General features: G+C 59.9%; 23 protein-coding genes, 1 tRNA gene and 2 pseudogenes. 16 read left to right on the top strand and 10 right to left on the bottom strand.

Going from position 1 to position 22,696, the window contains the following annotated elements; all coding sequences use genetic code 11:
* Position 1 precedes the first annotated feature (1 nt).
* On the top strand, positions 2–1,030 hold the full coding sequence (locus RAZWK3B_RS08435) for a trans-3-hydroxy-L-proline dehydratase (RefSeq protein WP_007814124.1): 1,029 nt from the start codon (positions 2–4) through the stop codon (positions 1,028–1,030).
* Positions 1,031–1,323: 293 nt separating this feature from the next.
* On the opposite strand, the pseudogene RAZWK3B_RS08430 reads toward RAZWK3B_RS08435, so the two are convergent.
* Positions 1,324–1,616, bottom strand: a pseudogene (locus RAZWK3B_RS08430) (transposase family protein); the annotation flags it as partial.
* Between the two features lie 152 nt (positions 1,617–1,768).
* Between RAZWK3B_RS08430 and RAZWK3B_RS21150 the strand changes: the two are divergent.
* On the top strand, positions 1,769–2,134 hold the full coding sequence (locus tag RAZWK3B_RS21150) for a hypothetical protein (protein WP_157132202.1): 366 nt from the start codon (positions 1,769–1,771) through the stop codon (positions 2,132–2,134).
* Between the two features lie 80 nt (positions 2,135–2,214).
* Here the strand turns inward: RAZWK3B_RS21150 and RAZWK3B_RS08420 are convergent, their stop codons facing one another.
* Positions 2,215–2,952, bottom strand: a complete 738-nt coding sequence (locus tag RAZWK3B_RS08420; RefSeq protein ID WP_007814118.1) for a tyrosine-type recombinase/integrase — start codon at positions 2,950–2,952, stop codon at positions 2,215–2,217.
* 307 nt (positions 2,953–3,259) lie between these two features.
* Here RAZWK3B_RS08420 and RAZWK3B_RS08415 point away from each other — a divergent pair, with 307 nt between their 5' ends.
* The 5 genes from RAZWK3B_RS08415 to RAZWK3B_RS08405 all read left to right on the top strand — a co-directional run bounded on the left by RAZWK3B_RS08415 (position 3,260) and on the right by RAZWK3B_RS08405 (position 6,725).
* The gene (locus RAZWK3B_RS08415) at positions 3,260–4,486 is read left to right on the top strand and encodes a tyrosine-type recombinase/integrase (protein ID WP_007814116.1); all 1,227 of its coding nucleotides are present in this window, start codon (positions 3,260–3,262) and stop codon (positions 4,484–4,486) included.
* Positions 4,483–5,085 (top strand): hypothetical protein, encoded by a 603-nt coding sequence (locus RAZWK3B_RS21145; protein WP_007814114.1) that lies wholly within the window; start codon positions 4,483–4,485, stop codon positions 5,083–5,085. Before RAZWK3B_RS08415 ends, RAZWK3B_RS21145 begins: the two co-directional genes overlap by 4 nt.
* A gap of 79 nt (positions 5,086–5,164) precedes the next feature.
* Positions 5,165–5,353: a helix-turn-helix transcriptional regulator gene (locus tag RAZWK3B_RS20555; protein WP_083799070.1), complete on the top strand. Its 189-nt coding sequence runs from the start codon at positions 5,165–5,167 to the stop codon at positions 5,351–5,353.
* Positions 5,350–6,222, top strand: a complete 873-nt coding sequence (locus tag RAZWK3B_RS08410; RefSeq protein ID WP_007814112.1) for a hypothetical protein — start codon at positions 5,350–5,352, stop codon at positions 6,220–6,222. Before RAZWK3B_RS20555 ends, RAZWK3B_RS08410 begins: the two co-directional genes overlap by 4 nt.
* Positions 6,222–6,725 carry a GntR family transcriptional regulator gene (locus RAZWK3B_RS08405; RefSeq protein WP_007814110.1) on the top strand — a complete coding sequence of 168 codons (504 nt, stop codon included), beginning with the start codon at positions 6,222–6,224 and terminating at the stop codon, positions 6,723–6,725. Before RAZWK3B_RS08410 ends, RAZWK3B_RS08405 begins: the two co-directional genes overlap by 1 nt.
* 175 nt (positions 6,726–6,900) lie before the next feature.
* Here the strand turns inward: RAZWK3B_RS08405 and RAZWK3B_RS22000 are convergent.
* A pseudogene (locus RAZWK3B_RS22000) lies at positions 6,901–7,290 on the bottom strand (IS66 family transposase); the annotation flags it as partial.
* On the opposite strand from RAZWK3B_RS22000, the gene RAZWK3B_RS08395 reads away from it, so the two are divergent.
* Positions 7,284–8,399 (top strand): IS110 family RNA-guided transposase, encoded by a 1,116-nt coding sequence (locus tag RAZWK3B_RS08395; RefSeq protein WP_007814105.1) that lies wholly within the window; start codon positions 7,284–7,286, stop codon positions 8,397–8,399. The pseudogene RAZWK3B_RS22000 and the gene RAZWK3B_RS08395 sit on opposite strands and share 7 nt — an antisense overlap.
* Before the next feature lie 521 nt (positions 8,400–8,920).
* Here RAZWK3B_RS08395 and tviB read toward each other — a convergent pair.
* Genes tviB through RAZWK3B_RS08375 form a run of 3 tightly spaced genes read right to left on the bottom strand, consistent with a single transcriptional unit; the run spans position 8,921 to position 11,960 of the window.
* On the bottom strand, positions 8,921–10,201 hold the full coding sequence (tviB, locus tag RAZWK3B_RS08385; RefSeq protein WP_007814103.1) for a Vi polysaccharide biosynthesis UDP-N-acetylglucosamine C-6 dehydrogenase TviB: 1,281 nt from the start codon (positions 10,199–10,201) through the stop codon (positions 8,921–8,923).
* Between the two features lie 21 nt (positions 10,202–10,222).
* The gene (locus RAZWK3B_RS08380; protein ID WP_007814101.1) at positions 10,223–11,236 is read right to left on the bottom strand and encodes an SDR family NAD(P)-dependent oxidoreductase; all 1,014 of its coding nucleotides are present in this window, start codon (positions 11,234–11,236) and stop codon (positions 10,223–10,225) included.
* A gap of 13 nt (positions 11,237–11,249) precedes the next feature.
* Positions 11,250–11,960, bottom strand: a complete 711-nt coding sequence (locus RAZWK3B_RS08375; RefSeq protein WP_198133272.1) for a YdcF family protein — start codon at positions 11,958–11,960, stop codon at positions 11,250–11,252.
* A gap of 190 nt (positions 11,961–12,150) precedes the next feature.
* On the opposite strand from RAZWK3B_RS08375, the gene RAZWK3B_RS08370 reads away from it, so the two are divergent.
* On the top strand, positions 12,151–13,419 hold the full coding sequence (locus RAZWK3B_RS08370; protein WP_007814098.1) for an IS256 family transposase: 1,269 nt from the start codon (positions 12,151–12,153) through the stop codon (positions 13,417–13,419).
* 753 nt (positions 13,420–14,172) lie between these two features.
* Here RAZWK3B_RS08370 and RAZWK3B_RS08360 read toward each other — a convergent pair.
* Positions 14,173–14,262: transfer RNA gene (locus RAZWK3B_RS08360), tRNA-Ser, on the bottom strand.
* Positions 14,263–14,480: 218 nt separating this feature from the next.
* Between RAZWK3B_RS08360 and RAZWK3B_RS08355 the strand changes: the two genes are divergently transcribed.
* The 7 genes from RAZWK3B_RS08355 to RAZWK3B_RS08325 are packed head-to-tail and all read left to right on the top strand — an operon-like array spanning position 14,481 to position 20,860.
* Positions 14,481–15,374 (top strand): SPOR domain-containing protein, encoded by an 894-nt coding sequence (locus tag RAZWK3B_RS08355; protein ID WP_050774216.1) that lies wholly within the window; start codon positions 14,481–14,483, stop codon positions 15,372–15,374.
* A gap of 13 nt (positions 15,375–15,387) precedes the next feature.
* On the top strand, positions 15,388–16,554 hold the full coding sequence (locus RAZWK3B_RS08350) for a D-alanyl-D-alanine carboxypeptidase family protein (RefSeq protein WP_007814094.1): 1,167 nt from the start codon (positions 15,388–15,390) through the stop codon (positions 16,552–16,554).
* The gene (gene tmk / locus RAZWK3B_RS08345; protein ID WP_007814093.1) at positions 16,551–17,177 is read left to right on the top strand and encodes a dTMP kinase; all 627 of its coding nucleotides are present in this window, start codon (positions 16,551–16,553) and stop codon (positions 17,175–17,177) included. The genes RAZWK3B_RS08350 and tmk overlap by 4 nt, the downstream gene beginning before the upstream one ends.
* Positions 17,174–18,301 (top strand): DNA polymerase III subunit delta', encoded by a 1,128-nt coding sequence (locus tag RAZWK3B_RS08340; protein WP_007814092.1) that lies wholly within the window; start codon positions 17,174–17,176, stop codon positions 18,299–18,301. Before tmk ends, RAZWK3B_RS08340 begins: the two co-directional genes overlap by 4 nt.
* A gap of 21 nt (positions 18,302–18,322) precedes the next feature.
* Entirely contained in the window at positions 18,323–19,129 is an 807-nt protein-coding gene (locus tag RAZWK3B_RS08335; protein ID WP_007814091.1) for a TatD family hydrolase, read from the top strand.
* Positions 19,129–19,926: an MBL fold metallo-hydrolase gene (locus RAZWK3B_RS08330; RefSeq protein ID WP_007814089.1), complete on the top strand. Its 798-nt coding sequence runs from the start codon at positions 19,129–19,131 to the stop codon at positions 19,924–19,926. The genes RAZWK3B_RS08335 and RAZWK3B_RS08330 overlap by 1 nt, the downstream gene beginning before the upstream one ends.
* Positions 19,927–19,930: 4 nt before the next feature.
* A complete protein-coding gene (locus tag RAZWK3B_RS08325; RefSeq protein WP_007814088.1) occupies positions 19,931–20,860 on the top strand; it encodes an AEC family transporter in 930 nt (309 codons plus the stop codon).
* Between the two features lie 25 nt (positions 20,861–20,885).
* Here RAZWK3B_RS08325 and RAZWK3B_RS08320 read toward each other — a convergent pair whose 3' ends face one another.
* The 3 genes from RAZWK3B_RS08320 to RAZWK3B_RS21140 all read right to left on the bottom strand — a co-directional run bounded on the left by RAZWK3B_RS08320 (position 20,886) and on the right by RAZWK3B_RS21140 (position 22,696).
* Positions 20,886–21,173: an ArsR/SmtB family transcription factor gene (locus tag RAZWK3B_RS08320; RefSeq protein ID WP_050774215.1), complete on the bottom strand. Its 288-nt coding sequence runs from the start codon at positions 21,171–21,173 to the stop codon at positions 20,886–20,888.
* Positions 21,174–21,285: 112 nt separating this feature from the next.
* Positions 21,286–22,515, bottom strand: coding sequence for a mandelate racemase/muconate lactonizing enzyme family protein (locus RAZWK3B_RS08315; RefSeq protein WP_007814084.1), 1,230 nt, complete (start codon positions 22,513–22,515; stop codon positions 21,286–21,288).
* A gap of 16 nt (positions 22,516–22,531) precedes the next feature.
* A complete protein-coding gene (locus RAZWK3B_RS21140; protein WP_007814082.1) occupies positions 22,532–22,696 on the bottom strand; it encodes a hypothetical protein in 165 nt (54 codons plus the stop codon).

Raw genomic sequence — 22,696 nt, 5'->3', positions numbered from 1 at the left:
CATGCGCGCATCCCGCACGGTTCATGTCATCTCGGCCCATGCCGAAGGCGAAGTGGGCGACGTGATCGTCGGCGGTGTGCTGCCGCCGCCCGGCGAGACGCTCTGGGACCAAAGCCGGTGGATCGCGCAGGACGCAAGCTTGCGCAACTTCGTGCTGAACGAACCACGTGGCGGGGTCTTTCGCCACGTCAACCTTCTGGTGCCGCCGAAACACCCCGAGGCGGATGCCGCCTTCATCATCATGGAGCCCGAGGACACGCCGCCGATGTCCGGCTCGAATTCGATCTGCGTAGCCACCGTTCTGCTCGATGGGGGCATCATCCCCATGCAAGAGCCCCGGACGCATCTCGTGCTCGAGGCGCCCGGTGGGCTTGTGCGTGTGCGGGCCGATTGCCGCGATGGCAAGGCCGAGCGCATTCACGTGCAGAACCTGCCTTCGTTTGCCGCGGCCCTCGACCTGACGCTGGAGGTCGAGGGGATTGGCACGCTGGCGGTCGATACCGCCTATGGCGGCGATAGTTTCGTCATGGTCGACGCCACAGCGCTTGGCTTTACACTGACCCAAAGCGAGGCGCATGACATCGCGACGCTCGGTGTGCGGATCACCAATGCCGCGAATGAACAGCTTGGCTTTACCCATCCCGAAAATCCCGATTGGCGGCATATCTCGTTTTGTCTTTTTGCCGGTCCTCTGGAACAGGGCGCACAGGGGTTGGAAACCTCGGCGGCGGTCGCCATTCAGCCGGGCAAGGTCGACCGGTCCCCGACAGGGACCGCGCTATCGGCCCGCATGGCCGTGTTGCACTCGTGCGGCCAGATGCGGATCGGTGATCGCCTGACTGCGCGTTCCGTGATCGGTTCGACCTTCTCCGGCACGATTCTGGGTGAGACCCGGGTGGGCAATCGCCCGGCGATCCTGCCGGAAATCTCGGGGCGGGGGTGGATCACCGGGATACATCAGCACATGCTGGACCCGTCCGATCCCTGGCCCGAGGGCTATCGGCTGTCTGACACATGGGGCGCAAGGTGAAGCGCATTCTGGGCATGGCGCCGCTGAACCTGATTGGCGCATTCGGGGTCAGATCCGTGCCAACTGAAGCCACGCGAGGCACGGCTGACTAGTGCCGCGGGCTCAGAACAGACCCGCCACACCGCTCAGCCTTGGCGGACATCGAACATATGGCATCACTGTGTGGCGAATGCTCTCGAGGGTGCTGTCAGACTAGGTGTTTGATCCCATGGTTTGATGGTGCGATCCTTTCTCATGAATGGACGGAAGCACTGTGGGACAAGTTCGTTACGGGAGCGCCACGACCACGCATGCCTCCAGGGGTCGTGCCTCTCGCAGTTGATCGTCACGAACATCTCGTCGAGATGCCCGCGCCAACAGCTGATTTCATTCCGGCCACGCGGCGCTGTTTGATCTCCGCCGCGAAGAGGGGGCGAACGCGTTGCGACCAATGCCGCACCGTACGGTGACTGACATCGATACCTTGTTCGTGAAGCAGGTCCTCGACGTTGCGCAGCGACAGCAGAAACGGGACATTAAGCATAAAGGCCAGCCGGATACTGTCCTGGCCGGTTTTGAAATGCTTGAATGGATCGCGTTTTGTCATCGGGCAGGCTAAGGCGGCGCCGATTGCGCCTCAACCCGGTTTCCTCTGACATTGCCAGGCTGTTGCACGGGGCGGTCGGCACGGGCCTTGCGTCTCGAAAAACCCACGGTACCCTGAAGCCCTTGATAGATTGATTGCGAAAGGATTTCCCGTTGAACAAGAAGATTTTTTTGTGTGCTGTTCTTCTCGCGCTGCCATTGACGTTGGCAGGGGAGGCTCAGGCGCGCAGCCTAGGCAGTATTTTGAACGATTCAGGTCTTTCCCCGGAGGATATCTGGGGTATGGAAAACGCCGCGCGACAACTTTATGAGCCAATGGGGCGCACCGACGATGCGCGGCGCTGGAGCAATTCCAGAAGCCGCTCGACGGGGCTTGTGACGCTTGGCCAGAAACAAGGGAATTGTGTCGAGCTGGTGCATCGTTTCAGCACCGTGAAACGGCCGGAGCCAGTCACGTTTCGCATATGGCGTTGCCGCACGGCAGAGGGGGACTGGCGCATCAGCCCGGGGCCGAACTGACGCGGGTGCAATTTTTGCCGCCCATCGCATGGCCAGATCCCCATTTGATGGTGGCAGAAATACCGACGCCATGAGCCGTGTCACGGCCTGAACAAGATCGCTCGGAGCTTGAAGCGTGGGCATAATCCGGGTCGTTTCAAGCTGTTCGCGCGAACCGCTGCGTGGTGCTCCGACTTCTTCCCTTGGGGGCGCATAGAGCTAAGCATCCCGGTCGCTGGGTTACCAGTTGTGCGGTAGCCACGGTCACACGCGAAGTCGAGCACCGTGGAGATGCGTTGTAGCACCCGGCGCGAAGTTTCTGGCTTGGTGGTCCAAATGGGGTCGAGGGCAACCTCGATGTCGTCTTGATGAATCTCGGAAACTGTCAGGTTGCCAAGCGTTGGAAAGGCATAGGTTTCAAGTGTTCGAATCCATTGCGCAATGTGCTTGCCATTGTTCTTGTTGTCTTTGAACTTGCGGTTATGAACTTGGCGAGCAATCTCTTCGAAGGTGGTGGCCTTGCCCTCATCTTCGCGGGTGCGAACTTTGGGGTTACCCCCGCTTCTCGCGACCCGACGAAGCTCGAAAGCCTTCTCGCGAGCTTCCGCCAGCGAAACCAGATTGGCAGACCCAAGACCGAAATCCCGGCGACGCCCGCGAACAACCGTTCGCAGTATCCAACGCCTTGCGCTGGAAGGATCAACTTTCAGGTATAGCCCACCGCCGTCCGTGTGCCGACCGGGACCAGCTTTCCGGACGAAAGCCGCGTTCAGTTTCTTCTCTACGTGGGGTCCGGACTTTATGCGCCGATCTGATTCAGGATAGGAAAAGCCGTCCATCTCTTGGCCCTCATTTTGTCCCACATTTTATGTGCGGGGTTTGAGGCCAGATGTTGATTGGAAGTTGCCAAAATCCAGCAAATCGTGGGCATTTTTGTGCCGTCCCAAGCTAACACTGGGGAATCTGGCGGAGGAGGTGGCCACCATGTCAGTGTTTCAGTATGTAACAATACACATCATTTAAATAATAAATAACAATGGCTTGAATCAAATTTATGTAACATTCTGTTGCAACAGATACCGCCCCATGCCACTACTTTAAGGAGGGTAGGAAGGATATTGGATTGTGCCAAGGAAAGCGAAAGAAATGTCGGCGGCGGAGGTGCGCAAAATTGTTCACCCTGGCACCGGCGGAAATCGCAATGTTGCGGTCGGCGGCGTTGATGGGCTGCTCTTGCAGGTTACACCAACTGAGGCGCGCTCATGGCTCTTGCGGGCCACTGTCAAAGGCAAGCGCCGCCAGATCGGCCTTGGCTCTTATCCCGATGTGACTTTGGCGCAGGCGCGCGAAAGGGCGCGTAGCGTGAAGGATATGATCTGGCAGGGTATCGACCCACTAGCCGAAAAGCGCCGACTTACTTTTGCCCAGGCGATGGAAAAAACGCTTGAGGCTCGAACGGCTGAGTTCAAAAACGAGAAACACAAAAAGCAATGGCGTAGCACCTTGGAGACCTACGCGGTGCCAGTGCTGGACAGCATGGCGGTGTCGGACATTGGCGTGTCTGACGTGTTACGCGTGCTAGAGCCGATCTGGACCACGAAGACCGAGACGGCATCCCGGCTTCGAGGGCGCATCGAGGTAGTTCTATCTTGGGCAACGGTGGGCGGACATCGCACGGGCGACAACCCTGCGCGCTGGCGCGGAAATCTTGACGCAGTGCTGCCCAAGCCCGGCAAGGTGGCGAAGGTCAAACACAACCCGGCGCTTTCGCTGGCCGATGCGGCGGACTGGTTCTCCGATCTGCGCAATCGTGAAGGCATGGCAACGCGGGCGCTGGAGTTTGTTGCGCTCACGGCGGCACGATCCGGCGAGGTTCGCGGGGCGACTTGGACCGAGATCGACTTGGACACGGCCATGTGGGTCATTCCGGCCGAGCGGATGAAAGCGGGGAGGGAACACCGCGTCCCACTCACGGCAGAGGCCGTGGCGCTTTTGAAGGCGTTGCCGAGGATGAAGGGCAGCGACTACGTATTCCCAGCCGCGCGCGGCGGTGCGCTGTCCGACATGGCGCTGAGCGCCTGCATGAAGCGGATAAATGAGGCGCGGGACGATGGGTATATCGACCCGCGTTCGGGCCGTCCTGCCGTGCCTCACGGGCTGCGCAGCACGTTCCGCGATTGGACGGCGGAGTGCACCGAATTTGAGCGGGACATTGCAGAGATTGCCTTGGCGCATAACGTGGGCAGCACTGTAGAGCGGGCTTATCGCAGGGGCGACATGATTGAAAAGCGGCGTCAGATGATGGCAGCTTGGGCGCGGTTCCTCAAAGGTGAGGCCGGTACCAAGATAGTCCAGATGGGCGCAGTGAGATGAGCGGCGACTATAAATATGAGAAATCCAGCGCCAGTGAGATGCAAAGAAGGGTTGCAGATTTATATGTCGATAAATTCTCCCTTGATGAAGCTTCCGCCATGTCTATGGCTTCAAGCCTCTGGTGCGGCATATATCTCAACTACGGAATGTTCTTTGATCGGAAAAGAGACATCGCCGCTTTAGAAAAATTTGAACGATCGCTTCGCGCAGCTCTGACTGCCATCGAAGACGAAATGTCAGAAAGGGCAAGCGACGTTCTAATTGGCCTTAGTTATGGACACGGTCTTGGGTCATTTCTGGAAAATGCAAATTCTTTGTGCGCTGACGCCAGAAATGCACGCGAATTTGTCAATACCTCTGAGCTAACTAGAGACAAAGTTTCTAGAATGAATGAGCCGGCAATAAAACTCGTGGACTACAGTAGAGGTATCTGGAAGGCGCAGACAGGTAGTCCCGCTCCAAGAAAGTATCCTAACCCGGCTTCGCGCTTCGGCAAGTTTCTGTCTGATTTATTTGAGAAGCTAGAGATTGAGGGCAATCCTCAATCTGCATTTCGTGCTTGGGCAAAGCACATCGGGGACCATGAAGTAGACACATAGGCGGCGAATAAGGCGCAAGTGTCGATTACTAAGCTTCTCAATTCTGGCTTGTTTGTTCCTGTAACAACAGGAGCCGACAATGCCCGAAACGTTTCTACGCGATACAGACTGCGCCGCGCGATACGGTATCAGCCGTAATACGTGGTGGCGCTGGCAGCGCGAACGCAGCGACATGCCGAGCCCGGTGCGCCTCTCGCCGGGATGCACGCGGTGGAAGCTGTCTGAACTCACCGCGTGGGAGGTTGCCAAGGCTGAGGTCTTGCCGTGACGGACGTTTATCAGGCCAGCCCGATAAAACGGAACCGGGCGACCAAAGCGGAGATGGCCGAGCGCGCCGCGTTCCTTATCGACTATGCCGAACGGCATGGGCCGGTAACGGTCCGTCAAGAGTTCTACGCGGCAACCGTGGCCGGTCTGATCGAGAAATCGGAGAGTGGCTATAACAAGGTTCAAGCCCAGATTTTGAAACTCCGACGCGAAGGCAAAATGCCCTATCGCGTCATTGCCGATGCGACCCGCTACATGCGCAAACCGCGCACCTTTGACGGGATCGAGGATGCGCTTCAAAGCACCGCAAAGCTTTATCGCAAGGCTTTGTGGTCCGACTCTCCAGAAGAGGTTGAAATCTGGATTGAAAAATCGGCGTTGGCCGGTGTCGTCTACCCGGTGACCGCAGAATATGATGTGCCGCTCATGCCGACCGGCGGTTACACATCCGAGACTTTCGCGCATGAGGCTGTTGAAGCTCTACGCGGCACCGGCAAAACACTGGTGGTCTACGCGCTCTATGACTTCGACCGGTCCGGCAAGGATGCAGAACAATCCTTGTGTGAGAAGGTCAAAAGGTTCGGTGCGGAATATGCCGTCAGTGTCGAGTTTCATTCTCTGGGCCTAACGCTCGACCAAGTGGAGGATATGCGCCTACCTACGCGCCCGGCGAAATCGAAGTCGGCGGCAGATCGGCGCTGGCCGTATCCATATGCTGCCGAGCTGGACGCAATCCCGCCCGGCGCTCTGCGCGACATGGTGAGAAGCGCAATCGAGCGGCATTTGCCTGCGCATGAATTGGAACACTTGAAGTACATTGAAGCACGAGAGCGCGACCTTATCCGGCAGTTCGTTCAGGAGGTATGCTGATGGGTCGAGACAAACGCAATGAAGCCCGTGTAGAGCATTTCACTAAGCTGGTGCGCAACACGATGGAAACGCCTGCATGGCGCGCGCTGAGGCCGACAGCGCAGGCGCTCTATCCTTGGCTAAAACTGGAATGGCGGGGGCCGCAAAACAATAACAATGGCAAGATACGCCTGAGCGTTCGGCAAGCGGCTGATCGGCTAGGCGTAGGTATCAACACGGCGGCGCGTGCGTTTCACGATTTGCAAGCCAAGGGCTTCATCGTCGTAACGGAGCACGCACGCCTTGGCGTCGAGGGGCAAGCGACCTGCCCGGCTTTTGAACTAACCGAGATCCCATTGCCGCATGGTGAAAAGCGCGACGGACGCAAGCTGTTCAATGACTGGAGGGACGGCGCAGACTACCCGGTGCACAAGGCAACCGTTCACAACTCGCGCGGCAGCCGGGGAAAGAAAAACCCTGTCATCAAATTGGTGACGGCACGTCATCAAAATGGTGATGACTAAATGTCGGCCGTCATCGAAGCAGTGACAGGGCGTCACAAAAACGGTGACGAAAAGCGCTGCCACGCCTGCCTGTCCGTCACTAAATCAGTGACATCCTTATTTACCATCTACAGGGCGGCGAGGGTGGGCATCTATTTGCAAAGTGAAAGACGCTGGGCGGTTGCGTATGGATTGGCACCAATTCCCGGCTTTCCGCAATGGCCTCACCGCCGCGCTCGGAACCCGCGAAGAGCCACGACTTTCGGCCCAAGTCCACGCCGCGCAGGGCGCGTTCGGCCGCATTATTCGTCAGGCAGATACGCCCGTCATCGAGGAATGCCGTGAAGGCCTGCCAACGACCATGCTTCTCAAACATGTAGTTGATCGCCTTGGCCACCTTGTTGTGCCGGGAGAGTTTCGCGCGCTCTGCCAGCGGCCAGTCATGGAGGCTGTTCACCAGAAGACGAGACAGGTCCTGGGTAAGACCGCATGTCTTTTTCCAGCTGCGCGCGCATGACGGTTCAGCCTGTATTCTGATCGCATGGCGGCAAGTGCCGTCGATCTGCGATGGAGGAAGGCATGACAAAAGAACAACTGACGATCCATGTCGGGATCGACGTTTCGAAAGACAAGCTGGCAGTTGCAATTGCCGGTGGTGGGGTGCGCGATGAGGTGCTCAGCTTGGGCACCTTTGAGAACACCCCTGCCAGCGTTGACCGACTGCTCAAAAAACTTTCCGGCCGTGGGTTGCCTGTTTCGGTATGCTATGAAGCGGGACCTACCGGATATGGCGTTTATCGGCAGGTGCGTTCGTTCGGTTTCGAATGCTGTGTTGTTGCGCCCTCGTTGATTCCTGTGCGTGCCGGTGATCGCGTAAAGACAGACCGGCTGGATGCAATTCGACTGGCCCGCCTGTTTCGCGCCGGGCAGCTGGTACCCATCTGGGTTCCTGATGCAAGGCATGAAGCGATGCGCGACCTGGTTCGTGCCCGAGAAAGCGCGGCAGAGGACCAGAGGCACAAACGCCAGCTCGTTTCAGCGTTCATGCTGCGCCACGGTCGGATCTATCATCGGACCAAGCCGTGGACGATGCGATATCGTCGATGGCTGCAAAGCCAGAGCTTCGCTCATCCGGCCCATCAGCTCGCTCTTCAGGAGATGCTGCAAGCTGAGCGGAATGCCACTGAACGCCATGACCGGCTGACCGGACATATAGAAGCTCTCGTGCCGGAATGGGACCTCGCCCCGGCTGTGACTGCGCTCCAGGCCTTGAGGGGCGTCGCATTGATCAGCGCCGTCACGTTCATGGCTGAGATTGGCGATGTGCGTCGTTTCGAGACGCCGGTGAAACTGATGGCCTATTTGGGTCTCGTGCCAAGCGAATACTCGACCGGGAAAACGACCAAACGTGGTGGGATTACCAGAGCGGGCAACTCCCGAGTTCGTCATAAGCTGATCGAAGGTGCTTGGACCTATCGGTTGCCAGCACGCCCGGGAGCGAGGAAACTCTACATCCTTCAGGAACAATCTGCTGAGATTCAGGACATTGCCTGGAAAGCACAATCTCGTCTGACGACGCGGTATCGCAAACTCAGCCAACGGGGTAAGAAATCGACAGTCGTCACCACGGCTATCGCAAGGGAAATGGCTGCCTTCATGTGGGACATCGCCCGCCGCACAATGCCCGCCGGTTAGATGCGGTCTACATGCGCCCAATGGCGGGCGCGAGGGCAACGGCAGGGGAATATCCGACAGTCGCTTTGAGGCCAACACAAGTTGACGCCCGCTGTAAGATAGGAATAGCCCCGAGACGCACATTCGGTCATGCGGTATCCAACCCGCGCATCAGAGCTTGTTCACCGACGTCTTCAGTCCTCGCGCCCTCCTTTGGGAGCCCACAATGAATAAAACTGCCCCATAAATATTGTTTTTTATCGTGAAACTCAAAACTACGTCAGGCTTCAGACGCTTGAATTCCGCGCGCATTCGGCGCACCAAACCCAAGTCGTGGACAGGTGACAGGCCCTTGGCGTCCATTCAAGATGCACAAATTGGCAGCCCAAAGCTTTGAGCGTGGCCACGGCCTCATCCTTGGGAGCCAGCACCGTCACGTCGTGACCATCACTGATCAAGGACTCAAACAACGGACGCCTAAAATTCAGAATATTCCAGGCGGCGTTGACAGTTAGAACGATGTGCATAGCGCTAGCCTCAGCTCAAAGCCGCAAGTCTGCTTCATCCCTGCTGAAAACATGCTTGAGATCGTAGAAGAGATGCGGGGCGCGACCGTAAGCTCTCACACCAGTCGCCCCAAGCTCTCGAAAATCATCATGTGCCACGGCCAAGACAATTCCATCATATGTGCCGGTTTCAGGCGACGTGACCATGGTCACTCCATACTCGTGCTTTGCTTCAGCCGCGTCTACCCACGGATCACAAACGTCAACCACTGCTCCAAAATCTTCCAGTTCGCGTATAACGTCTATCACCCGCGTATTACGCAAGTCTGGGCAGTTTTCTTTGAAGGCAAGACCAAGAACCAACACCCTTGCACCGTTGACTTGAACTTTCTGCTTCATCATCGCTTTGACGAGCTGCCCGGCGACATAAGCGCCCATACCGTCGTTCAGGCGACGTCCGGCAAGAATGATTTCGGGGTGGTAGCCAATCTCTTCAGCTTTGTGGGTCAAGTAATAGGGGTCAACACCGATGCAGTGCCCGCCAACCAATCCCGGACGAAATGGCAAGAAGTTCCACTTTGTGCCAGCAGCTTCAAGAACGGCCTGCGTATCGATTTGCATACGGTTAAAGATCAACGCGAGTTCATTAATCAAAGCGATATTCAAGTCGCGCTGTGTATTTTCAATAACCTTTGCTGCTTCCGCCACGCGAATGGACGGCGCCAGATGCGTACCCGCCTTAATAATCTCACCGTAAAGAGCGTCGATCGCTTTTGCCATCTCCGGCGTCGAACCTGATGTGACCTTTTTAATATCAGGAAGCCTATGCTTTTTATCTCCCGGATTTATGCGTTCCGGGCTATAGCCAGCGAAGAAATCTTGATTGAATCGCAGACCAGAAATTCGCTCCAGGATAGGAACGCAAACTTCCTCCGTAGCGCCTGGGTAAACTGTCGACTCGTACACGACCACATCACCCGGTTTGAGCGCAGCACCCACCGTTTCTGAGGCTTTAATAAGTGGCGTTAGATCCGGGCGTTTATGGCTATCGATCGGTGTCGGAACAGTAACAATAAATATACTGGCCGCGTTAAGTTCACTGGCATCATCCGTAAACCTGATGTGTTCAGCCGACGACAACTCGTCTCGACTGGCCTCAAGAGTAACGTCATGCCCATTAGTGAGATCCGATATGCGAGATGATTGAATATCGAACCCAATGACGGGACGAGATTTTCCAAACTCTACTGCGAGTGGAAGGCCGACATAGCCGAGGCCGATGACCGCAATCACGCGGTCTTCGAATGCTTTTTGCATGACTGCTCCTGATATTAGAATTTACTTGCCGTAATAGTCACGAAACCAAGTGACGAATTTTGCAATGCCGTCACGGATATCGGTTTGTGGCTTATACCCTGTTAACTGCTGCAACAGATCTGCATTCGCCCAAGTTGCGGGCACATCACCAGGCTGCATATCCATGTAGTTTCTGTTGGCTTTTATACCGAGTTCAGCCTCGATCACGTCCACGAAATCCAACAGTCTGACCTTTTGGGAATTCCCGATATTAACCACACGATAAGGTGCTACCGGAGAAATACTGTCCCCTTCCGGGATAGGTTCACTCGGCTCTAGCCATTTCGGTGCGGCATCGATCAGCAGACGAATGCCATGCACAAGATCATCAACATATGTAAAGTCGCGGTACATATCGCCGTGATTGTAAATGTCGATTGGCCGGCCTTCCAAAATAGTATCGACAAACTTGAAGAGAGCAAGATCTGGGCGCCCCCAAGGACCGTATACTGTGAAAAAGCGGAACATAGTCGTCGGCAAATCGTAAAGATGCGCGTAGGCGTGCGCCATGCTCTCGTTTGCTTTCTTGGTCGCAGCGTAAATCGTAAGCTGCGTGTCCGCTTTTTCCGTCTCAACAAACGGCATCTCTGTATTTGCGCCATAAACTGACGACGTCGATGCCATCAGAAGATGTTCAACTTCGTGACGCTTCGCAGCATCCATAACATTAAATGTGCCGATCACATTCGCGTCTAGATAGGCCCTTGGATTTTCGAGGCTGTAGCGCACCCCGGCTTGTGCTGCGAGATGAACAATGACATCCGGTGCAAACTCATCGATGGCCCTATCCACAGCATTTTTGTCTTCCAGCATGGCCTGGGTCGCTTTGAAATGAGCGTTCTGAAGCAGCATTTGGTGGCGGCGTTGCTTTAGCCTTACGTCGTAGTAATCCGTAATGCCGTCGAAGCCGTGTACCGCAAAACCTTCCTTCAGAAGGTGCTGGGCAAGATGGAAGCCTATGAAGCCTGCCGTACCGGTGATGAATACTTTTTTCATGAATTCTCGCGCCTTACCTATTTGTGAGCCGGTACGCAAACGAGCCGACAGCTTCCCTGATCGCAATTTGCAACATGGCAAGGTTGCCAGTGAGATCCCAGCCCAAACCATTTGTAAACGTACCCGTGCGATAGTCTACCGGATAAGGCACAAGCTCGCTCCAACCTGCAGCTTCAAAGCTCCTTATCGCTCTGGGCATGTGGAATGCACTCGTGACGAGCACCCAAGTCTGGCCCACTTCGGGCGTGGCCAATTCCATTGCACGCGCGGCGTTTTCTGCAGTGTTGCGAGACGTCGGGTCGGTCAGGAGGCGCTCAGGCGCTAGTCCCATATTCAACAGAAAGTGCTGCGCTATATCGGCCTCAGTCAGCTGAGCTCCAAATGCATCTCGCACCCGGCCGCTACCACCTGCATATACTATTTTGGCGTCAGGAAAACGCCGCGCCAGTTCAAGCGTTGCCGTGAGACGCTCCGCTCCATCGCCGAGAACCACAGTATCCCAGCGACTTGATGCAGGCAGGTTCTCACCGCCGCCAAGCACGACAATACCGGCGAGACTATCAAGAGAAGACGGCGGCGCGTATTGCGCCTCGATGCGGGCCACGAGTGCTTGCCCGATTGGCATGACCGCCATGAGGGACAAAGCTAAAAAAAGCCCCAGCATGGTCATTACCGCAAGTTTGATCTTGCGCCTCCAAAACGCAAAAACGCTCACACCTGCCATGATAACAATCCATGTATCCGGCCGTATAAGCGCTCCGACAAATTTTAAGGCTATGAAAAAAACCGTGTCCATTACGTCCGAATATTTGCGACAGGGAGCTATGCGGAAAACTGGGTGACGGGTTTTGAGAGGGTGGCGTATCGTGGCGGGTGCTGAAGCCTGCCAGAACTTCCAAGAGGAACGATACGCCATGGAGAAGACTACAGACATCATCGCCCTTCGTCAGCTGGAATCTGTCGATGACCCGCTGACCGAGATCGCACGCAAAGGGGCGCGCCGCATGCTGGCTGCCGCGCTGCGGGCAGAGGCCGACGCCTTCGTTGCAGAGTATGCAGAAGACCTCCTGCCGGACGGCCGCCAGCGGGTTGTGCGACATGGTTACGGGCCGGAGCGCAGCATCCAGACTGGGATCGGGGCGCTCGACGTCCAGCGCCCGAAGGTGCGCGACCGCGCCACTGACGTGCCAGCCGACCAGAAGATCCGGTTCACCTCGGCGATCCTGCCGAAATGGGCGCGCCGCTCTCGTAGCCTCGATGCGCTGCTGCCGGTCCTGTATCTGCGCGGCATCTCGACAGGCGACTTCCAGGAGGCTCTGGCCGCAATCCTGGGGAAGGATGCGCCGAACCTGTCGCCAAGCGTGATCTCGCGGCTGACCGGGGAGTGGCAGCAGGACTATGACCGCTGGCAGCGCCGCGACCTCTCGGCCCGTCAATACGTCTACATCTGGGCGGATGGCGTGTATCTGCAGGCCCGGATGGAGCCACAGGCCGAGTGCATGCTGGTCATTCTCGGGGCCACGCCCGAGGGGAAGAAGGAACTCGTCGGTTTCCAGGTCGGCGTGCGAGAAAGTGCCCAGAGCTGGCGGGAGCTCTTGGTAGATATCAAGGCGCGCGGCCTCGCAGTGCCGCCCGAGATCGCGGTCGGCGACGGGGCCATGGGGTTCTGGAAGGCGCTCGATGAGGTCTTCCCGGGCACGCGCCATCAAAGATGCTGGGTCCACAAGATCGCCAACGTGCTCAACAAGTTCCCGAAATCCATGCAGCCGGCGGTGAAGGCCGATCTGAAGGAAATATGGCGGGCCGACACACGTGCCGCAGCGGAAACCGCCATGGACACTTTCGCCGAGAAATACGGTGCCAAATACGACAAGGCGGTCACGTGCCTGACCAAGAACCGCGAGGCGCTTCTCGCCTTCTACGACTTCCCAGGCGAACACTGGGATCACCTGCGCACGGGCAACCCGATCGAGAGCGTCTTCGCCACCGTCCGACATCGGACCGTGCGCACCAAGGGAGCGTTGTCGCAGAAGACGGCGAAGCTGATGGTCTTCAAGCTCGTTCAGGCCGCAGCCAAGACATGGCGTCGCCTGAAGGGCGCGAACCAGTTGCCTTTGATCATCGAAGGCGTCACATTCACTGACGGTGTTGCCTCAAACGACACTGAAAACCGCGCCGCCTGATCAGGCCGCGTCACCCAAAATCCCGCATAGCTCCAGATCGGCTCGACCCCGTGCTGGGCTGCGCTGGACCATTTTCGCATGGTCGCAACATCGACATCGATGCGGTAAGCATTTTCAACGATTTGGTCGCGGATAGCGTCGGGGAAGGTGGGTTCGCCGATGACCTTATGCGGTAGTGCCACTGCGGTGGTGTAAGAGGCCGAGCGCGGCGCCTTTTGGCGCAGCGCGCGGCCAGGCTGGCGGCCACCGTGCTTCTTCGTCGTCTGAGGTTGTTCAAAGACCGACGACAAAGCAGGAGAACAGGATGACCGAGACCATTATCGACCTTCCTGACGAGATCGCCAAGAGCGATGACAAGGATTTTCTGTGAGAGCTGATCCAAAATGGCGCGCAACGGCTGAAAACAAATGACAACATGAAGGCTCTCGTCGCTTGCCGAAGTTCTCGCACCTTACGCCCCAGATCCTTGAGTCGGGCCCGTCCCTCTGGCGTCACGGCATCTCGACAGCCCGTGTCAGTTTCTTTGTGCTAGACCCAACGCCGCAATTTGTCGCGGCCGCGGCCGGTCTTCGGCGAAATCGCTTTGATCGCCGCCCCTTGACTTTCGTCAACTGTCAAGTACGTCAGCATAAACGATAGAGACGCCAAGGTCTAATCTTGGTGACCCGCTTCATGGATAGGCGGGTAGGGTGCGAAAAGTTCAGTTCAATTGTTCTTCAAGTATTTGATAAATATATAATAATTACTTTTTATTGGCGGAGGAGGTGGGATTCGAACCCACGGTACGCTTTCACGCACGCCGGTTTTCAAGACCGGTGCAATCGACCACTCTGCCACTCCTCCAGCCCGATCTCCGTAAAGACTGTTTTCCGATTCTGGAAGACGCTGATCTCAGGGGATTTCCGCCGAATGGCACCTGTGCGCTTTTCTTGACGCAAGCAAGGCGCTAGACTGTGCGCGCGTCGGGCGGCCTTAGCTTTGGCGCATCCATGATAACGCCGGGCAAACCGGTCACGATCAGGCGGCGCGGCAAGACGCGCGACACAGGCAAGGGGCAGGGAATGACGCAGTTCATCAAAAGTGGCGGACGGGGCTGGAAAGCCATGCTCGTGGCGAGCGGGATGACGCTTGTCCTGACAGGCTGTCAGACCGCAGGTGAGTTCAACCCGTTCAGAGCCAATCAGGCGGGCTCCGGCACCGCAACCAGCGCCGATGCAACCTCGGTCCGGCTGGTCGAGCGGGATGTCGAAGCGCCCGATGTGTTCCAGAAAACCGACATGGGGCTCTGGGATGGACGGCCGTCGCTTGGCGGGGTCTGGGTCGCACATCCCGACGTCCGGGAACCGGAACGCGTCATCATCCGGAATATGTCGAATTCGAATTTCGTCATCGGTGCCCTGTTCCGGCGCGAACGTGACAACCCCGGCCCCGTGTTTCAGGTCTCCTCGGATGCGGCGGCCGCCCTTGGCATGCTGGCCGGTGCGCCGGTTCAGCTGAATGTCACGGCCCTGCGCCGCGAAGAAGCGCCCGCACCCGACGCCTCCGCAGAGGACGCCGCAGACACGGTCGCAGCTCCCGAGGCGGTGCAGACAAGCGCGCTGGATCCCGTCGCAGGGGCCGCCGCCGCCATCGAAGCCGCAGATGATACCGCCACCACAGCCGCAGCCACCCCGGCCCCCGCGCCGCAACCCGCAGCAGCGCCGCGCACCGCGGCCTCGAGCCTTGAAAAGCCCTTCATCCAGATCGGCATATTCAGCATCGAGGACAACGCCGAGAACACCGCCACCGCCATGCGCCAGAACGGCCTGGTGCCGACCGTCATGAAGCAAAGCAGCCAGGGCAAGACCTTCTGGCGGGTGATCGTGGGTCCGGCGACCAGCGCCTCGGAACGGTCGGTCCTGCTCGAGAAGATCAAGGGCGTCGGCTTTGAAGACGCCTATCCGGTAACCAATTAGACAACGAGAGATCATGCCCCGACTGTCCCGACTTCTGACGCCGCTTCTTCTGGTGATCGTGCTGGTTTCGCCGGCGGCGGCTTTCGACACGCGCGCCACCTCCGCCTTCGTGTTCGACATGAAGACAGGCACTGTCCTTCTGTCCAAGAACGCCGACGCGCCGCTGCCCCCGGCCTCGATGTCGAAATTGATGACGCTCTATGTCACCTTCGAGGCGATCCGCGATGGCCGCCTGTCGCTCGATGACCGCTTGCCGGTATCTCAGCACGCCATGAGCTTTGGTGGATCGACCATGTTCCTCGATACCACGGATCGTGTGCGGGTCGAGGATCTCTTGCGTGGCATCATCGTGCTGTCGGGCAATGATGCCTGTGTCGTTCTGGCCGAGGCGCTCAGCCCCGATGGCACCGAGCAGGGGTTCGCCCGCTACATGACGCAGCGCGCCCAGCAAATGGGCATGACAAATTCGACCTTCATGAATTCCAGCGGATGGCCCGCGGCGGGCCATCGCATGAGCATGCGGGACCTCGCGCTGCTCTCGCGTCACATCATCGAGGATTTTCCGGAATTCTACCCGATGTTCGCGGAAACCAAATTCGAGTTTGACGGCCGCGCCCCTCAGAATACCCGCAACCGCAACCCGATCCTCGGGCTCGGTATCGGCGCAGACGGGCTCAAGACCGGCCACACCCAAGAAGCGGGCTATGGTCTGGTCGGCTCGGCCAAACAGGGGGACCGCCGCGTGATCTTCGTCATATCGGGCCTTGAGACGCGGCAGGCCCGGGCCGAGGAATCCGAGGCGATCGTCAACTGGTCCTTTCGCCAGTTTGTCGAGAAATCCGTTGTGAAAGCCGGGGTCGAAGTGGCCCGCGCCGATGTCTGGATGGGCGATGCAACCAGCGTCGGCCTGACCTCGGCCTCGGATATCTCGACATTGATGCCGGTGCTGGCAGAGGATCGGGTGGAGGGAGAGGTGGTCTATCAGGGTCCGGTGCATGCCCCGATCAAGGCCGGCGATCAATTGGCCGAACTGGTGTTCGCCCCCGAAGGCCTGCCCGAAACCCGGGTGCCTCTGGTGGCGGCCGAGGATGTGCCGCGCGGCGGGTTCATGGCCCGGATGCGCACCGTGTCGGGGCTGCTCATCACGCGGTTGCGGCAAGGCCCCGAGGGTACGCTTTGACGGCTGGCGGCTATTTCATCAGCTTCGAAGGAATAGACGGCTCGGGCAAATCCACCCAGGCCCGGCTTCTGGCCGATCATCTGCGCGGTACGGGCCGTGACGTGGTGCTGACCCGTGAACCGGGCGGCAGCCCCGGCGCCGAGGAAATCCGCGCGCTGGTGCTTGAAGGCGACGGGGACCGCTGGTCGCCGGAAACCGAGCTGCTGCTGTTCACCGCCGCGCGCCGCGACCATCTGGAACGCACGATCGCCCCGGCGCTCGAGGCCGGGCAGATCGTCATCTGCGACCGTTTCGCCGACAGCACGCGGCTCTATCAGGGGCTGGCCCGCGCCGATCTGCGCGGTCTGGTGGACCAGCTGCACAGCCTGATGATCGGGCGCGAACCGGACCTGACCATCCTGATCGACATGGACCCCGCCACCGGGTTGGGCCGCGCTCTTGCCCGCGGGACCGGCGAGGAACGCTTCGAATCCTTCGGTGACAGCATGCAGCAGAAGATCCGCCAGGGGTTTCTCGATCTTGCGCAGGAATTCAGCGCGCGTTTCGTCACCGTCGATGGCAACCGCCAGCTTGATGCCGTCGCCGCCGATATCCGTCAGATCGCCGAAGGCTGGCTGCCATGAGCGACGCCGCCAACGCCCCCGAGCCGGACCGCGTGGAGGGCGCGCCACACCCGCGTGAAACGCCCCGGCTGATCGGGCAGCGGGCGGCTGAGGGGGCGTTTCTGGAGGCGTTCAACTCGGGCCGGCTGCATCATGGCTGGCTCATCACCGGGCCGCGTGGCGTGGGCAAGGCGACGCTGGCCTGGGCCATCGCGCGCTTCTTGCTGGCCACCCCCGATCCCGGCTCGGATGACGGGGGTCTTTTCGGGGATGCAGCACCCATGCCCGACAGTCTGGCCATTCCCGCCGATCATCCTGTGGCCCGGCGCATCGCGGCGGGCTCCGATCCGGGTCTTTTCCACATCACCCGCAGTGTGAATGAAAAGACAGGCCGCCTGCGCGATCGCATCGTCGCCGACGATGTGCGCAGCCTCAACAACTTCCTGCATCTGTCTTCCACTGATGGCGGGCGTCGCGTGGTGCTGATCGATAGCGCCGACGAGATGAACACCCAGGCCGCCAACGCTCTTCTCAAGATGCTCGAAGAGCCACCCGCCCGCACCGTCCTTCTGCTGGTCAGTCACCAGCCCTCGCGCCTTTTGCCGACGATCCGCTCGCGCTGCCGCGAATTGCGCCTGGCCCCGCTTGGCGCGCAGGACATGGCCACCGCACTCGAACAGGCCGGGATTGCCCCCGACGCCGACGCCACGGCGCTGGCCGAGCTGTCCGCCGGATCGGTGGGCGAGGCGGTGCGCCTCATCAATCTTGGCGGCGTGGCCATGTATCGCGAAATCGTCGAGATCACGGCCACCATGCCCCGGCTTGACCGCGCCCGTGCCCTCGGACTGGCCGAGGCCGCCGCCACCCGTGGCGCCGAGGAGAAGCTGGATCTTCTTCTTGGGCTGACTGATCTTTTTCTGGCGCGGCTGGCGCGCGGCGGCGCACTTGGCCCCCCGCCCGAAGCGGTGCCCGGCGAAAGCGCCTTGATCGCGCGCCTCTCGCCATCGCCTCATGCGGGCCGGGCCTGGGCGGAATGCGCCCAGATGATCGGCGCGCGCGCGCGTCATGGCCGAGCGGTCAACCTTGACCCTGCCGCGCTGGTCCTAGATACCGTGTTCAAGATTCAGCAGACCGCGGCGGGCTGACCGGTCCGCATCAGGGGCGACATGACCGAGACGATCCAGATCACCGACAGCCATTGCCACCTTGATTTCGACGTCTTCGACGCCGACCGCGATCAGGTGGTGCAGCGGGCCGTCGATGCGGGCGTTGCCCGCATGGTCACGATCTGCACCAAACTCCGGCTCGAGCCGCAGGTGCGCGCCATCGCCGAGGCCCATGCGCCGGTCTTCTATGCCGCAGGCACCCACCCGATGAGCGCCGCGGACGAGCCGATGGCCAGTGTGGATGAACTGGTGACACTGTCCCGGCATCCCAAATTCGTGGGCATCGGGGAAACCGGGCTTGATTATCACTACACCGCCGACAGCAAGGCCGTGCAGCAGCAAAGCCTGCGCATCCATATCGCCGCGGCCCGCGAAACCGGCTTGCCGCTCATCATCCATGCGCGCGACGCGGATGACGATATGGCCCGCATCCTGTCCGAAGAACATGCCAAGGGTGCGTTTTCCTGCGTGATGCATTGCTTTTCCTCCAGCGCCGGGCTGGCGCGTGCGGCACTTGATCTGGGCTTTTACCTTTCGATGTCGGGGATTGCGGCTTTCCCGCGGTCCGCTGATCTGCGCGAGATTTTCGCCGCCGCCCCGGTGGATCGGATCCTTGTTGAAACCGATGCGCCTTATCTAGCGCCACCGCCCCATCGTGGCCGCACCAACGAGCCCGCCTATACCGTCCACACCGCCAAGGTCGGCGCCGAGCTGTTCGGCATGGACTGGCCCGATTTCGCGGCGCAGACCGAGGCCAATTTCAACCGCCTCTTCAGCAAGGCCGCGAATTACAAGGCGGCATCCTGATGGGCGAGATGCGGTTCATCATCCTTGGATGCGGCTCATCGGGGGGCGTGCCGCGGCTTGGTGGCCATTGGGGGGACTGTGATCCAGAGAACCCGCGCAACACCCGTCGCCGCTGCTCGCTCCTGATCGAGCGCGAAGGGCCGGGCGGCATCACCCGCGCTCTCATCGACACCTCGCCCGATCTTCGTGCGCAGCTTCTGGATGCCGGCGTGGGCGAGCTTGACGCGGTGCTCTACACCCACAGCCATGCCGACCATGTGCACGGCATCGACGATCTGCGCATGATCGTGTTCAACATGCGCCGTCGCTTGCCGGTCTGGGCCGATGGCGACACCCAGAACGCGCTTTACGCGCGCTTCGGCTATGCCTTCATCCAACCCGAGGACAGCCCCTATCCGCCGATCCTCGACATGCACACGATCAGCGGTGATGTGACGATCGACGGGGCAGGGGGGCCGATCACCCTCACCCCGTTCGAGGTCAATCACGGCTCGATCGAGTCGCTCGGCTTCCGGATCGGCGATCTGGCCTATCTGCCCGACGTTGCGCAGATCCCGGACGATGTCTGGCCCATGCTCGAAGGGCTGGACTGCTGGATTCTTGACGCGCTGCGCCGCACCCCGCATCCCACGCATTCGCATCTCGAACAGTCGCTCGACTGGATCGCGCGGGTGGCGCCGCGGCGCGCGGTGCTGACCAACATGCATATCGACCTGGATTACCAGACCGTTGCGGATGAAACGCCCGCACATGTGACACCGGCCTATGACGGCATGATCCTGACATATCCGGCCTGATGACATGCAAGCGCTGATCGATGTGATCCTGCCGGTCTTTATGGTGATCGGTTTCGGATATATCGCGGCATGGCGGGGCTGGTTTACCGAAGCCTCGGTCGATGGCGTGATGCAGTTCGTGCAGAATTTCGCTGTGCCCTGCCTGTTGTTCACCGCTATCGCCCGGCTTGATCTCGACCGCTATTTCGATCCCTGGCTTCTGGCCAGCTTCTATATCGGTGCTCTGTCGGGGTTTCTTTTGGGGCTGTTCGGTGCGCGCTTTCTCTTCGGGCGCGATTGGGAGGATGCGGTCGCCATCGGTTTTTGCTGTCTCTTCTCCAACTCGGTCCTGCTGGGCCTGCCGATCATGGAGCGTGCCTATGGCCCGGATGCGCTCGATGCCAATTACGCGATCGTCGCGATGCATTCGCCCTTCTGTTACGCGGTTGGTATCTCGGTGATGGAGATCACCCGTTCGCGGGGCCGGGCGGGGCCGGCCCTTGTGGGGCGGGTGCTCAAGGCGATGTTCTCGAACGCGCTGATCCTTGGGGTGGCGGCGGGCTTCTTGGTCAACCTGTCAGGGATCGCGATGCCAAGCGCGCTGGATCAGGGGCTCGATCTGATGGTGCGTGCGGCCCTTCCGGCGGCGCTTTTCGCGCTTGGCGGGGTGCTGCTGCGCTATCGGCCGGATGGCGATCTGCGGATCGTGCTCTTTGTCTGCTTCGTGGGCCTTGTCGCGCATCCGCTCATCACGCGGGGGCTTGGCAGCGCGTTTTCCCTGCCCGATCCCGCGCTGCGTTCGGCGGTGGTGACGGCGGCTATGGCGCCGGGGGTCAACGCCTATATCTTCGCCAACATGTATGGCCGTGCACGCCGGGTTGCGGCCAGTTCGGTGCTGGCGGCAACGGCGCTGTCGATCCTGACGGTCTGGATGTGGCTGGGCAGCCTGCCGTGATGCTGGCGCTGTCGCCCCCTCGCCGTCACTTGCCCGGATTACAGAACTGCCGATAAAGCAGATCGATCAGTTCGCGGGTCTTTTCATCGGCCAGACTGTAGAAGATCGTCTTGCCCTCTCGCCGCGTCTTGACCCGGCCCTCTTCTCGCAGCCGCGCGAGGATCTGGCTCACGGCGGCCTGCCGCATCTCCAAAAGCTGCTCCAACTCGCCCACCGATTTCTCGCCAGACCCCAGATGACACAAGGTCATCAACCGCCCCTCATGGGCGACGGTCTTGAGAAATGCAGCCGCCAGTTTGGCGTTTTCCTGCATTTCGGTCGGGGTGACGGTGATATCCTTGGTGGTCAATTCGGTTTCACTTCCTCAGCGATGAATCGGCGTCTCATAGCACGTGTTTTCGAAAACTGCGAGTATTAGCCTTGCGCTACCCCTCCGGAGGGGCACCCCCCAGGAACGCATTGCCGTTTTTGTAATCACATGGCGCTTCCTGCATCTCCAGATGCAGCCCCTTGCCCTTATAAGGATGGGCCCGCGCCAGCGCCTCGTCAACCTCGATCCCCAATCCTGGCTCATCGGGTGGCGTCACAAATCCGTTTTCGACCCGCAGCCCGCCCTTGATGAGCGCCTCGTGGAACGGGGTCTCGATCGTCTCGGCCATCAGGATATTCGGGATCGACGCCGCCAGCTGAATATTCGCCGCCCATTCCACCGGGCCTGCGTAAAGATGCGGGGCGATCTGCGCGTTATAGACCTCGGCCATGGCGGCGATCTTGCGGGTCTCCCAAAGTCCACCCGCCCGGCCCAGGGCCGGCTGCAGGATCGACGCCGCGCCTTCGCGCAGGACGGGGGCGAACTCGGCCTTGGTGCAAAGCCGCTCTCCGGTGGCCACGGGCAGGCCGGTGGCGGCGGCCACCTCGGCCATCTGCGCCACGTTGTCGGGCGGGACCGGCTCTTCGTACCACAGCGGATCATAGGGCGCGATGGCCCGGCCCAGCCGGATGGCGCCTGCGGTGGTGAACTGCCCATGCGTGCCGAACAACAGATCCGCCCTGTCGCCCACAGCCTCGCGGATCGCCCGGCAAAACGCGACTGACAGCGAGATATCCGACTGCGCCGGCATATGCCCGCCCCGGATCGTATAAGGCCCCGCCGGATCGAACTTGACCGCCGTGTAGCCGCGCGCCACGTAATCGGCCGCACTTTCGGCGGCCATCTCGGGAGAGTTGAAGAAGCCTCGCAGATCGTGATGCGGCAGGGGATAAAGATAGGTATAGGCGCGCACGCGCTCGTTCATCCGCCCGCCCATCAACGCCCAGACAGGCCGCCCCCGCGCCTTGCCCAGAATATCCCAGCAGGCGATCTCCAGCCCCGAAAACGCGCCGATCACCGTCGGATCGGGCCGCTGCGTGAACCCCGCCGAATAGGCGCGCCGAAACATCAGTTCGATATTCTCGGGGTTTTCCCCCTGCATGTGCCGTCCAAAGACATCCTCGATCACCGCGCGCATCGCCTCCGGCCCCACGGCGGCGGCATAGCATTCGCCCCAACCGGTGATCCCGTCATCTGTGGTCAGCTTGACAAGGATCCAATAGCGCCCTCCCCAACCCGGCGCGGGCGGGGCGGTGACGATGATCTCGAGATCCTGCAGTTTCATATCGGGCCTTTCCGGGTCAGTTGCGCGGATCGCGGGCCGATCCGGGTATCGGCGCGATGGTGCGGGCGTCTTTGGCCAGATGCAAGTTGCAATGGTGCGGCTGGCAAAACGCCCCGGTGAAGGTTTTGATACGCTGGCCCATGACCGGGGCATCCAGCACGACGAAGGCGCCGGCTTGCAC

Origin of the sequence: Roseobacter sp. AzwK-3b (assembly GCF_000170875.1) — a bacterium.
Taxonomy (GTDB): Bacteria; Pseudomonadota; Alphaproteobacteria; order Rhodobacterales; family Rhodobacteraceae; genus Roseovarius; species Roseovarius litoreus.
Note: the sequence above shows the minus strand (reverse complement) of the source record. Positions and strands in the feature narration are given on the sequence as shown.